General features: G+C 40.0%; 12 protein-coding genes. 4 read left to right on the top strand and 8 right to left on the bottom strand.

The window, feature by feature from the left end; genetic code table 11:
* Nucleotides 1–20: 20 nt before the first annotated feature.
* Nucleotides 21–1,037: a cytochrome c oxidase subunit II gene (locus OGM63_RS10350; protein ID WP_263745437.1), complete on the bottom strand. Its 1,017-nt coding sequence runs from the start codon at nucleotides 1,035–1,037 to the stop codon at nucleotides 21–23.
* Between the two features lie 439 nt (nucleotides 1,038–1,476).
* Here OGM63_RS10350 and OGM63_RS10345 point away from each other — a divergent pair, with 439 nt between their 5' ends.
* Together OGM63_RS10345 and OGM63_RS10340 are read left to right on the top strand one after the other, a co-directional pair.
* On the top strand, nucleotides 1,477–2,451 hold the full coding sequence (locus OGM63_RS10345) for a COX15/CtaA family protein (protein ID WP_263745436.1): 975 nt from the start codon (nucleotides 1,477–1,479) through the stop codon (nucleotides 2,449–2,451).
* A gap of 105 nt (nucleotides 2,452–2,556) precedes the next feature.
* Nucleotides 2,557–3,510 (top strand): heme o synthase, encoded by a 954-nt coding sequence (locus OGM63_RS10340; RefSeq protein ID WP_263745435.1) that lies wholly within the window; start codon nucleotides 2,557–2,559, stop codon nucleotides 3,508–3,510.
* 295 nt (nucleotides 3,511–3,805) lie between these two features.
* Here the strand turns inward: OGM63_RS10340 and rbp are convergent, their stop codons facing one another.
* A complete protein-coding gene (gene rbp / locus OGM63_RS10335) occupies nucleotides 3,806–4,123 on the bottom strand; it encodes an RNA-binding regulator (RefSeq protein WP_263745434.1) in 318 nt (105 codons plus the stop codon).
* A gap of 409 nt (nucleotides 4,124–4,532) precedes the next feature.
* Here rbp and OGM63_RS10330 point away from each other — a divergent pair, with 409 nt between their 5' ends.
* A complete protein-coding gene (locus OGM63_RS10330) occupies nucleotides 4,533–5,411 on the top strand; it encodes an MBL fold metallo-hydrolase (protein WP_263745433.1) in 879 nt (292 codons plus the stop codon).
* Nucleotides 5,412–5,617: 206 nt separating this feature from the next.
* On the opposite strand, the gene OGM63_RS10325 is transcribed toward OGM63_RS10330, so the two are convergent.
* The 6 genes from OGM63_RS10325 to OGM63_RS10300 all read right to left on the bottom strand — a co-directional run bounded on the left by OGM63_RS10325 (nucleotide 5,618) and on the right by OGM63_RS10300 (nucleotide 12,386).
* Nucleotides 5,618–5,791 carry a hypothetical protein gene (locus OGM63_RS10325; RefSeq protein ID WP_263745432.1) on the bottom strand — a complete coding sequence of 58 codons (174 nt, stop codon included), beginning with the start codon at nucleotides 5,789–5,791 and terminating at the stop codon, nucleotides 5,618–5,620.
* A gap of 131 nt (nucleotides 5,792–5,922) precedes the next feature.
* Nucleotides 5,923–6,957, bottom strand: a complete 1,035-nt coding sequence (locus tag OGM63_RS10320; protein ID WP_263745431.1) for a GNAT family N-acetyltransferase — start codon at nucleotides 6,955–6,957, stop codon at nucleotides 5,923–5,925.
* Nucleotides 6,958–7,013: 56 nt separating this feature from the next.
* Nucleotides 7,014–7,994 (bottom strand): glycosyltransferase, encoded by a 981-nt coding sequence (locus OGM63_RS10315; protein WP_263745430.1) that lies wholly within the window; start codon nucleotides 7,992–7,994, stop codon nucleotides 7,014–7,016.
* 911 nt (nucleotides 7,995–8,905) lie between these two features.
* A complete protein-coding gene (locus OGM63_RS10310) occupies nucleotides 8,906–9,055 on the bottom strand; it encodes a low temperature requirement protein A (protein WP_263745429.1) in 150 nt (49 codons plus the stop codon).
* A gap of 15 nt (nucleotides 9,056–9,070) precedes the next feature.
* Nucleotides 9,071–9,673, bottom strand: coding sequence for a BsuBI/PstI family type II restriction endonuclease (locus tag OGM63_RS10305; protein WP_263745428.1), 603 nt, complete (start codon nucleotides 9,671–9,673; stop codon nucleotides 9,071–9,073).
* A gap of 187 nt (nucleotides 9,674–9,860) precedes the next feature.
* Entirely contained in the window at nucleotides 9,861–12,386 is a 2,526-nt protein-coding gene (locus OGM63_RS10300; RefSeq protein ID WP_263745427.1) for a sigma 54-interacting transcriptional regulator, read from the bottom strand.
* 437 nt (nucleotides 12,387–12,823) lie between these two features.
* On the opposite strand from OGM63_RS10300, the gene OGM63_RS10295 reads away from it, so the two are divergent.
* A complete protein-coding gene (locus OGM63_RS10295; protein ID WP_263745426.1) occupies nucleotides 12,824–13,006 on the top strand; it encodes a hypothetical protein in 183 nt (60 codons plus the stop codon).
* The last annotated feature ends 75 nt before the right edge of the window (nucleotides 13,007–13,081 follow it).

Here is a 13,081-nt window from a genome sequence, read left to right as displayed (position 1 = left end):
CATTGACTCTTGACTATTGACTAATGGTGAATTTGATGAAGTATTGCTGGTTCAATTCCCATTTCCTTGGTGTAAGGAGCGAGAAATTTATCTGGTGATATGTCCGCTGGATTGAGAGCAACGGCTTGATTTAGGGTTTGGGTGCTAGCAACAAGTTGCTCTTGTATCCAGTTATCAAAAGCTTCCTGCTTTTCCACAATAACTTGTGTTCTCATGGCACCGTGGTATGGACCGCAAAGTTCAGCACAGATCAGGTCATAATTACCCTCTTTTTTCGGTGTAAAGCGAACTTCAGTTTGCCGACCGGGAATTATATCTTGTTTGAGGCGAAACTCTGGGACCCAGAAAGCGTGAATAACATCGTTAGCGCTCATGTTGAGTTCCACTTCGCGTCCGATGGGAACGTGGAGTTCACCGGAGGAAACATCAGTTTCTGGATAGGTAAAAATAAATGCATACTGCATACCTGTAACGTTCACTACCATTGCCGGTGGTTTGCCTTCTTTACCAGGAACCTGACCGATGGTGGGAGCAACAATACCTACACCAGAGGCATCAGATTTTTCCTGATTTCGGTTGGGTTCTGTGCTGGGTGGAGTGTCGTTGAGAGTTGCGGCGATCGCTGCCCCAGGCATTTTCATCGACTGCTGCATCATTGGGGCTTCGTGAGCGCCGTGGGGGTCAAAGCCGCCGATTTCGTTATACACGTCGAAGCTGTAAACAGAAATACCGAGAACGATAATTGCTGGGATCGCCGTCCAAAGAATTTCTAAAGGTACGTTGCCTTCGACGGGTGGTCCGTCTTCGTTGTCGCCCGGACGACGACGGTATTTAATAGCACTATAAATCAAAATACCCTCGACGAGCAAAAAGATACCCGTTGAGACGACCATCATCGTGTTAAACAGACCATCCACTAAATCGGCTTCGTCAGTTGCTGCTATAGGCAACAGACCGTGATTTTGACCGTACCAGAGGCTGACCAGTGTCAGCAGGATGCCAATGAGTAACGTCCAGATTGAACTTGGAATTTTCACGGTTGATTAGAGTTAATGACTTTACTATTTTGGACAGAGCTGCTTACTTACTACGGTAGTCCAGCCTATAAGAGATTGAGTATATAGGTCTGAAATTTTTCTTAAATTTTTTTCAGAGCTTTTCTCATTTTTCCTTGGGGGGGGATTTGCTAGATATTGCTAGGGATAGATGTAAATATAAGGCAAAAATTTCACAAAGAATTTATATGAGTTAAATGATTGGCATTAATCAAACGCTGACAAAAGAGAAAATTCTCTAAAGCTTTTGGCTAAAAGTCGATTCGTTCATTCACAGTATAAATCAGAGCTAATCTTTAACCTTGGTTTATACGCTAGGGTGGTTAGGAGAAGGACACTTGCGCTTTTGGGGCAGAGTGTCTCAGATGTAACAAATTAGAATTTTTCCGGCTTACAAACAGCTGGTGTGAAGGTATCATCCATGAGCGAATTTGTCCTAGAACAACAAAATGAAGCGGCACAAAAGCAGCAAAAACCCAAGGAAATGATTCGTCGCTTGGTGTGGAAAATTTGTGTAGCCACCTTAATTTTGATGGCAATAGGCAGTGCCACCCGCGTGATGAATGCTGGACTCGCTTGCCCAGATTGGCCTTTGTGCTACGGGGAACTTGTGCCAGCTAAACAAATGAATTTTCAAGTTTTTCTGGAGTGGTTTCACAGGTTGGATGCTTCGTTGATTGGATTAAGCGCGATCGCTCTTTTTGCATTAAGCTGGTGGCATCGTCGATATCTACCCAGATGGCTTCCTTGGGCTTCTCTTTTATCGCTGTTTTTAATTGTCTTCCAAGGCATCTTGGGTGGACTCACCGTTACTGAACTTTTGCGCTTTGATATCGTTACCGCGCATTTGGCAACGGCATTGTTATTTTTCATTACTCTACTAGTTATCGGCACAGCACTCGCTCCTTACCAAGGAACTGGAACTGTTGGTAAGTTACCTTGGGTCAGTTTAACCGCTGCTATTTTGGTTTATCTACAAAGTTTGCTTGGTGCTTTGGTAGGATCTCGCTGGGCACTACATCAATGCTTTGGCGGTTCTCAACTTTGTGCTGTAATGTACAGTCATATCGGTGGGGTGGTGCCGCCAACTGTCGCAACTTTGGCTGTAGTATTTCTCTCATTACGTACACCGGCACTACATCCGGCTTTGCGGCAATTAGCTAAGATAACTGCTGGACTACTAGTTTTACAGATTTTGTTGGGAGTTGCCACTTTTAAGTTACATCTCCAAGTCGAGCCTCTTACCGTTTCTCACCAACTTATAGGCGCCTGTTTGTTGGCTACTTTAGTGGTTTTCACGGTTCTCTCGTTGCGTGACTTGGCTATTAGTCGTGGTATTAATGCTTACTCATCTGGTGTCACGCCAACTACAAGTGTAGATGGAGTTAATCCATAACTAAGAAGGCAAGTGCTAAAAGTCTGTCTTTTTGTTGGACTATGAAAGCCAGAGGCAACAAAAACAGCACAGAAGTTATTGAACAAATAAGGAATTAGGGCAAACATGATTGAGACTAATGTCTCGAAGCACCACCAAACATTTCCCCAAGTTATTCAAAGTTACTACCAGCTGACTAAGCCTCGGATTATTCCGCTGCTATTGATTACTACTGCTGGTAGTATGTGGATTGCCGGTGAGGGAAAAGTAGATCCATTGCTGTTGTTAGTAACTCTAACTGGTGGTACTTTGGCAGCTGCTAGCGCTCAGACGATTAATTGTATCTATGACCGAGATATTGATTATGATATGGAGCGCACGCGCCATCGTCCTTTGCCTTCGGGTAAAATACAGCCTCGTGATGCTTTGATTTTTGCGATCGCTTTGGGTGTGATTTCTTTCAGTCTGCTGGCGGTATTTGCCAATTTACTAGCCGCAATGCTGGCAATGTCCGGTATTGTGTTTTATATTCTGGTCTACACTCACTGGCTAAAACGCTCTAGTACCCAAAACATCGTCGTCGGTGGGGCTGCGGGGGCAATACCGGCGCTGGTTGGCTGGGCAGCTGTCACGGGAACTTTAAGTTGGGTTGCTTGGTTACTTTTTGCAATCGTCTTTGTCTGGACACCTCCCCATTTCTGGGCTTTGGCGTTGATGATTCGGGATGATTACGCCAAAGTCGGGATACCAATGTTACCAGTTGTCGCGGGCAATGAAGCGACGGTGCGGCAGATTTGGTTTTACTCCCTGGTTTTGGTGCCAACTACACTGCTGTTAGTTTATCCGTTACACGCGACAGGAATTGTCTACGCAGCGATCGCACTTGCTTTAGGAGGATTATTTATCTTCAAGGCTTGGCGTTTGTTACACAATCCAGGCGATCGCACTTTGGCTAAAGATTTATTTCTCTATTCCATCTCTTACATGATGCTGTTGTGTCTGAGTATGGTGATTGATAGTCTTACCCTGACTCATCGTGTAATTAGTTTTGTCGCAAGTCAGTTGCATTTGGTTGGCTAAAAGTTGGCGGAAATAAACCGGGTTTTTTCTGACAATACCTTCGCTTTTATCCGACACCCTAGAAGGGTGCGGCGTTGTGCGTACAAAACCCACCTGCGTGGGCTAAAAGCCTTACAGCCCACCTACCTGCGTGGGCTTCCTCCGTCTAGCCCCAGGCTTCCAGCCTGCGGGTGAGGAACATCAAAAAAATTTGCGTTTCCTAAGTGCTTTGAAAATGCCAAAAAAGGCTCAAGCATTAATTAGTGCTTGAGCCTTTCCTAAATTCAATTAACTTAACAATTGAATCTAAACAGGGTTAGTAACGGCTGCGGGAAGAGTTGTAGCCACCACCACCACCACCACGACTACCACCACCGAAAGAACCTCTGTCTTCCTTGGGTTTAGCTTTGTTAACTTTGAGATCGCGTCCCATCCATTCAGCACCATCGAGCGCATCGATGGCGGCTGTTTCTTCAGCTTCTGAACCCATTTCGACAAAAGCAAAGCCGCGTAAACGACCTGTTTCACGGTCGGTAGGCAACTGAACTCGTTTTACAGAACCATATTCTGCAAAAACAGAACTCAGAGCGTCTTGTGTAACTTCATAAGAGAGGTTACCTACATAAATAGACATAGATTGTCTCCAAAATCATGAGTGTGCGGAGATTTAGATTTCGGAGAGAAGTCTGTAAACACCAAAAGAAGAATACCTGTCAATGCTAAAAACAAACGCTGTCGCCGAATTAATTCTCATCTTGATGCTAGCATAACGAGTAACTTTTGAGGGGAAGCAAGAAAAAAAATTATGAAAACTTATGTGTAGTTTCGGGTGTAGACGTTGTATCGGCTTGTCCCAAGACATCGCTTAGAAAAATAGCAACTTTAACGGGGCTTAAACTGGTAGATGAAGAATTTTTTCGTGGGCGAAGCCCTAATTATTGCTTAAATATATCACTAAAAGTCTTTTGGCGTTTTTGCTAACCTAGTAATGAAGGGTTGATTTCCCAAAGAAGTTTGGTCAAGTTTTATATAGCAGGTTTAATATGGCTCATTTAAATCTCCGACGTCCGGAAAATGTCACCGGCGATTTTTATGTCGATACTTCCTGTATTGATTGTGACACCTGTCGTTGGATAGCTCCGGAAGTGTTTGTTGAAGTTGGTGAACAATCGGCAGTTCATCATCAACCAAATAACGAAGGGCAACGATTGGCTGCGCTACAAGCTTTGTTGGCTTGTCCAACCAGTTCCATTGGTACAATTGAGAAGCCGCAAGATATCAAATATGCTCAATTGACTTTTCCAATTTTAGTTGCCGAAAATGTTTACCACTGCGGTTATCATTCTGAAGATTCTTTTGGTGCTGCTAGCTATTTGATTCAATTACCATCCGGTAATATTTTGGTGGATTCTCCCCGGTTTACACCACCGTTGGTGAAACGCATAGAAAAAATGGGGGGAATACGTTACATATATATGACTCACAAAGATGATGTAGCGGATCATCAAAAGTTTGCCGAACATTTTGACTCTCAGCGCATTCTTCACACTGACGATATTACAGTTTCTACTCGTAATGTAGAAATTCAACTGACTGGTAGTGAACCATTTGAGTTAACTCCTGAAGTGTTAATTATTCCCGTTCCTGGTCACACTAAAGGGCACACTGTTTTACTTTACAAGCAGAAGTTTCTTTTTAGTGGCGATCATCTGGCTTGGTCTGATATATATAAACAGTTGATTGGCTTTCGCAATGTCTGCTGGTATTCTTGGTCAGAACAGCTTAAATCAATGCAAAATTTAGCTAATTATACATTTGAATGGGTGTTACCAGGTCATGGGCGGAGGTATCATTCTGATGCTGAGATTATGAATCAGCAGATGCACAAGTGTATTGAGTGGATGGAATCGGCTGGGGGGTAAGTATAAAAAGTTTATTTCCCAACGTTGCCGAATTAAAATCCTAAATCCCTAATTTATCGAGGGAGACGTTCGGTCCAAAACCTCTATACCAGAATATAGACCAATACCGTTTAGTTAAGCCCAAAATACGGAAATAGAGCCACTACCAGAAAAAGTTTCCAGACACTTGTAAACAAGCGATCGCCTCTTTTATCGCAGTCTCAAGGCTAAGGACCTGGGCAAGTCTTTAAATTAGATTGCCAAGTCTGTTGAATTGTCCGATCGCTTGATTTCCACTCAGCCGCAAAGCTGAATACTGGTGCTGCCTCTACACTCATCCTCACATGATTTGGTAAAGTTTGATCCAGGCGATCGCCGAACAATCCCAAAATTTTTAACATTCGATTTGACGGTTGAGCAGGTTTTTGGATGGCTGAAAGTAACTAGATAATACCAGCGATTCTCTGTAGGAGAGGCTACGCTCAACTTGAATGCAAAGATTTTTGCGCGATCGCAGTCAATATATTTTACCTTAATAAGGAATGCGATAAGCGGGAAAAAAACTAGTTTGCAGTAGTTTCTCAACTTCAATTCTCAAAGACTTTGCCCGTAATTCAACTAAATAGCTATATTTCTCTTCGTCTGTAATGATTCCCAATTTTAGCCAGTTGTGTCTTTGTCGAGAAAAACCTGCCTTAAAATCATAAAGACTATCTTTAACTCCTCCTACACCGCTTCCTAAATGCAAAAATTCATTCCCACGTTCTTTAGCCCAGTATCGGGTATAGTCTAGCAATAAATTAAAAGGAGATTGATGTAAAAACTTGGTTTTCGTTCCCCCCAGATGCGCTTGAACTATTCCACAAGATTCAAAAAATAAACAAGCAGCAGATATTTCATCTTCTAATTCCACAATACATAAATGTAAATTTTTACCTATTTTTAACAAGTCTGCAAAATATTCGTGATTAAAATAATACGATTTGTGCGCTTGGACACGATTCATTGTTTCATGATAAATTTCCATAAAGTCATTTATATATTGCCCACAATCTACCATTCTCGCAGTAAAACCAAGTCGCTTGCACTTATTAATTGTACTTTGATGTCCCCTTCGAGTCTGTGCCCATATTTGAGAATTAGAAAGTTTTAAATCTACAGATACTGTTGTACCAATTTCTGTGAAAGTACCAGGACTGAAAAGTGTATGAAAGTTATGGCTAAGTATAGGATGCAGTCGAAAAAAAGCTGAACCGACACCTTTTTCTCTTAACAAATACTTTAATTGACTAATAGCGAAATTAGTAAATGCAGGGGAATTAGCAGCAGCTTCGCTTAAGAGAATACCAGAATAACCGTAAGGTGAGATCACATCGTAAATATCTTTTATATTTGATTCTTCACCTATTATGTCATCACATCGGCGTAGTAAATAAGGCACAAAAAATATTTTATCACCATCAACTATCAAAAGAGCTTCAGGAATAGTTTTGGTTTTTTTTGCTTCTAAATATAGATATTCAGGCAAATGATAAACATCATGGCGTAGTTTTTGTAGCGTTTGCATCCATAATGGATTTTGCCAATCAATTACTTGGAGATTCATAAATCAAAAATATAACTTTATGTCTTGTTAAGTCGTAACTTATAAGCAGCCATTTTGCTGACATATATCCTTTTCAACAATTTGATAATTACTATTATTCCTATGAAAGGTTCTGATAATAAAAGTTCCCGGCATTTTATGGCATATTTTTTAGCATTATCTAAATCACCGTTGTCTTTATAAGCTAATGCTAAATCTTGATATTTGTAAGCTTTTTCAAATTTGACAATTTTGTTATATTTAAATTTTAAATATTTGTTTAAGTATTCATAACAGGTAATTACTTCGTGCAGCTGTTTGATTCTGCTCATTCCACTAAAAACACCATGACTATGAACTCTATAAGCACCCATATCTCTATTTATGTATCCAATTTTTCCATGCTGTGAATTTAATATATGAAGTACCCAATCACCACAAATTATTGAATCGTACCAATCGGGAAATTCATTAAATAAACCTTTTCTGTACATTGTCGAACAGGTAGGAATAAAATTACATTTTAAAAGGTTTTCGATGGTGGAAATTTTCTTTGGTTCAAAGTCATTATATTTACGAGGTTTTTGACTTCCATCCTCAAAAAAAGTAGTAACATCATGAAAACATATTGCACATTCAAGGTTGCTATCTAAAAAATCTACCTGTTTTTGCAATTTCTCAGGATCTGTCCAGTAATCATCACCGTCCAAGAGGGCAATATACTCACCTTGGCAAGCTTTAAGTGTTTGGACAAAAATCTTTTGACCACTGCAACCAAGATTTTTTTCGGGCAATATTAAGCGAATTTTATCGGGATATTTTGTGTGATATTCAATGACAATATCTCGCGTTGTATCGCTAGAAAAATCCTCCCCAAGTATTATTTCATAGTTGAAATTTACTTTTTGCATCAAGATACTTTCTATTGCTTGTTTGATATATTTTTCATGATTAAATGTGACTAGAGATATGCTGACTTTGATGTTTTTGTTGAAAGATTGTGAATTATTAGCAAACATAGATTTTTTCCGGACCTTGGTAGAGCAACTTTGCAAATCTGATAAATTATTAATTGCATTTATAGTGCAATAATTATGACTAAGGATAGAAAAAGCACTTGTGACTCCAAATGCTTTCTATTGAGTAATATGTTCGACTTCAAAAAAAATGCACTTTTATGTTTGTTTCAGTTTAAAGAATAAACTGACCTGCCAAAATACAAGGCTATAAAAGAGATTTATAAGTTTTTCAAGTCTATCCATTCATGTTGAATGCAAAAATCAGCATTTGGATAGTTTTAAAAACCAAATGCTATTTTCATACTGATTGAGCAAATTTTATAACAACAGTAAAATTACCTTCACTCGTTTCGGAAAAATACTAAATATGATAGCGAGCTATACAAATATAGCAATTATAAATTTATTGGATATAAATTCTTTGTTTGTAGGGTTGAAAAAATATCAAGCCGCTACTAAATGTTATATCCAAACGGTAAATGCTATAAGAAAAAGTCACTTGTCAAAGTGATAAATTAGTATTCTACAGGTAGTGATGGAAACTCTAAATTAAAGAAAGACACTGAATGGAAGCTAGCCAATGAGTTTTGAAGGGAAGATGTCCAACACTGTAGAATAATCTTTCTTTGTACGTGTCAACATAAATTACATTGTTACCGTCTCTTTCAATTATTATATTTTTATTCTCTGCCCATATAATTACATAAATATTGTATTTAAGATATTAATATTTCGTAAAGAATTAATCAATAAGATAAAGATAATAATTAGGTTGCGCTGATAGTGATACGGATATCAAGTTACATTTAATTATAGGGACTGACAAGGTTAGGACATGTAGCGTACATTGTACTGCCAATTCATAACTATCAAATCGGTATAAACAAAACAATAAAGCTAAAAAATACAGATCAAGTGACATCATCATGGAGATTGTGTGCCAGTTGAGAAACTGCAACTACAAATACCAAATCATAAAAAAGTTCCAGCCAAGTAATGCGACGTTCTTCTTCGGTTTCTTCACCAATCGGTAATCTTGGGGGTTGTAGAAAATTTGCCATACTGCTAAACGTGATTTATGTTTGTTCTGTGTCAGATTTATCTACTTTGTAAGTCTGTAGTAAATATTCTCCATTGAAGTGAATCAGATGAGTAGCATCTTCAGCAACCCAGACATCTGTTTCCCAAGCAATTTCAGCCAAATACTCCACAATAGCCTTACGGCTAAGAAATGTCGTCACCATTACTAGAGGAATTTTTGTATTAGCAAAGATAGTTTCAAGTTCTTTCTTTCGCTTAGGGTTAATTGGACCGTGAGACGTTACAGCTTCAATTAAAACTAACCAGTTATTTTTTAGATAATGGATAATTACATCAGGCATTTTACCGTGAGAATCGACAGTCACACCTAAATCTAATAATGCCGCTTCGTTAAAATGCGCGAATTTGTCATCTGTATCCCCTACATAAATTAGTTTTCCTCCTGGTGTAAAACGTGGTGCAAACTCACTAATAATCTTTTCAATCAGAACGTTTTGACCACCAGGTGAAAGAGTCTTAAATTCCCCTTCAATCATTACGGGAATACGCGACAATTGACGCTCTTGAGCATATCGTTTTTTCAAAGTTTCAACACGGTATTTAATTGTGAATAAATTATTTTCATACTGATTTGTCATACTCGAAAATTCTTCCCAAAATTCATCGGATTGCTATAGAAAGAAATTCCTGAATATAAGTAGATGGGCATAAATAAACGCCCTTCCTTAATACCGAAGCTATGAGCGGTTTTCCGCTCACTACGAAGTATTTTACGTTTAATTTCGCTCATTTACTTATACTGAAAATGCTTGTACTAACTTTTAATTATGACACTATAATCGCCCACATACTAGCGCCTAGTGTAATAGCTGCTAAGTGTTGCCAAAAAAGTGTACGCATTGATTGACGAGCAATTTTTTGGGTTAGCACTATTGTTAACAAAACTGAAAAAATTAGAGTGACACCTTGCAAAAAGTCAACCACCGCTGGATGAGCGACCAATACAGGCATCTGTTCACCATTTAGACCAAAAGTGGCAAAAGTTACCGGAAGAATGCGTCCACCTTCTTCTAGGCTCAAACGCAGATAGTGAGCTAAGTTACCTCCCAGCACTAATGGTAGATAGCCATAAGCTAGTTCTATAAATGCTTTCGGCTTACGTCCAAAATTTATGATTTTCATCAAGCCATATGCCGCAAAGGGAACAGCTACCGGAATAATTAAAGCTAGTAGCGAAAATCCTAAATGTTGCCAAAACTGGGTTAAATCGAAATGTAATCCTAACCAAGATTGCAATTCCGGTAAACGATGCAGATACACCCCACCTAATAGTAAAAATAACAGTGCTACTTCATAAGTGTGGGGTACATGAGTTGTCCACAATTCAATACCGGGGGGACGCAAATTAAACTCAACTGAACGATGGGGACAAGCTTTCAGACAAGTCATGCACAACACGCAGTCTTTGTTATCTTCTAATTGTGCTGGGTGCGAGTACAAAGGACATCCATTAGTTTCCATTCCTTCGCCTTTTTGTGGTCCACCTTTGTAACACTGATAAGTAGTGCAACTTGCAGAACAAATACCTTGTTGTGCTCGAAGTTCGGTCATTGAAAGTTTCGCAAATAAGCCATTCATGCCGCCGATAGGGCAGAGATATCGACACCAAAATCGCCGTTCAAAAATGGCAGAAAAAATCATTGCACCGGCGGTAATTAATAGCAGTAAACAAGCAGAAAGGTAAGCTGTATTTTCTAAATCCCAAAGTTCTTCCCACAAAAAAATTAGGGTAAATAGTCCAAAAATAAACCATCCACCCCATTTTTCAGCTAGCTGTCGATTCCAGCGTTTGAGTTGTCGAGGAAACAACCATAAAGAGAGTTTTTGCGTAATTTCGCCGTAAATCATGAAGGGACAAACAGCGCACCACACCCGACCGAGAAAGGGAAAGAGAAATAGGAAAAAAGCCCACCACCAAGCCCAGAATAGATTAAGAACGAAATTGCGATCGCGTGTTTGCGGTCCAATAAATAACACTGCGACAATCAAGGCAAAAGCAGCGGCAGTAAAGCCATAATTAATGCGATCTGTCCACCACGGACTACGGAGAAATTTCCGCAAATTTGGATAAACATTCAACAAATTCACTCGAAATCGCTTTTTCTTCGTGTCTGCTGACCAGAAAATTTCTTCTGTTAACTCTCGTGCTGACCCCGCTTGGACGATCGCTCTTTCTACCAAACTTTCCAACTCTTTCAAGTTGCCAGGAAAATCATAAGATTGCAAGCGACGCAATGCTTCTGGTGCTAATTTTTGTTTATAATTACCTCTAGCTTGAGTATAAAGACTGATGTAATAATCTACTTGAGCTTTGATATCAGCTTTCCGCACTCGCAGCGGTGGCACTTTGATGTTATGACCGATACAGCGTTCGATTTGCGGCTGATTTTTTTCGGCTACGACTAAAATCCGAGCGCGAGAAGTGCGGGGTGCGACGGGTGGGTCTTCGGAACGGTCTACGGCATTATACGTAGAGTTTTTTATTAAATTTACTAATTGTGGCAGCAACTCTGGCGGAGTTTCTTGAATGTTGTTAAGGACGATAGTACCTTCCCCCAACCATTCCAGCAGTCCTGCTTTGCCCCCAACACGTCCGAATAAATCTGCACCGCTGGTTTGAAGGATACCACAGTTCACTTTGATAATCGGTTCGCGTCGCTGTTTAGAACCAAAGTGAATTAAAGCAGCTATATTGTCTTTTTCTAAGCCTGGTTCGCCAAAAATCAAGACAGATTTGCGTTGGGTAGCAGCTTCGCGAATTTCCTCGCGCAAACGCACCGCATAGCGACTTGTACCAACAATTCCCCGCTTGGCTTTGGTGACTAAATATGGTCGCAAGGCGATCGCTCGTTCTTGTTCGTAGGTAAAGGCTGATGTTAAATCCGCCAATTCTTGCGCTAATTGACGGGAAACAGCTTGAAAAATTTCCGGGTATTCACTGACTAAGACGCGAAATTTAACGGCAGGCACAACCCAAATATGGCATTCTGTAAGGGTGGTGATGGTGCGTTGCGTCGGCTGGTCTAACAGCAATTCTTGCAGGTGAATGACGGCACCCTTAAGAAAGCCAATCGCTAACCCTGGGTTGGCTTGATTGCTGCTATCGCTTTCGAGTTGACCTTCGATAAGAATGTAAAGTGCTTCTGGGGTAGTGTTTTCTACAACGAGGTTGGTTTTAGGTGGGATGATTTGTTCTTCGATTTGTTGAGCGATCGCATTTAACACTTCAGCTTCAAGAGTTCCTAAAGCTGTGCGTTCTTGTAGCCATGTTACTGTTTCTTTTGATGTCATATAAATTCAAAATTCAAAGTTAATCAATCTAATTAGTGTAAAATTTTACATAGACTGTTGTATGTAAAATTTACGATCGCTCTTAAGTTAATTAATTTATAATTTAATTATGAGTCTGTCAGATATCCCTAATCTCTGGGTTCCTTTGGTGCTTTTGAGTTTAATTGTTCTAGCTGCTGTGTTTTTTAGTCGTAGCAGCTAAGAATCTTCGGGTATTTTGTCGGCAAGAGAATCAAATTTTTGGGCATCAATGCCCTTAGAAACTATAGTTTTTAGTGGATACTGGTTGGTGATTGATGGAATGAATTTTGGTGTAGAGACGAAGCATGTGCTTCGTCTCTACAAAGGTTTTTATTTCACGCAAAATCATTTTCACGCTCTGAATTCAACAAGAGCTGATAACGGATAGTAGGAATTTGAAAAGGGGAAAAGGGGAAATGCGAGGGTGCCCAATGACGGCAGGTGCAGATAGCGCTCGTGACCTCCCAACGGGAGAGCCACTACAAATAGACGGTACAGGCAACCACCGACGACGAGTGGACTCACCGCAACGCACTGCCTCCCTAATGCTCTTTTATTACTTTCGCCAGATTAAATTTAAAACCCTATCCTCAGATTAGTCCGCCTAATCGCGGACGAGCGTTTGTATAGCCGCGACTTCCAGTCGTCAGGGCTTCATGAAAATATTCTCTGCC

Source organism: Plectonema radiosum NIES-515 (assembly GCF_025753815.1).
Lineage (GTDB): Bacteria > Cyanobacteriota > Cyanobacteriia > Cyanobacteriales > Nostocaceae > Hassallia > Hassallia radiosum_A.
Note: the sequence above shows the minus strand (reverse complement) of the source record. Positions and strands in the feature narration are given on the sequence as shown.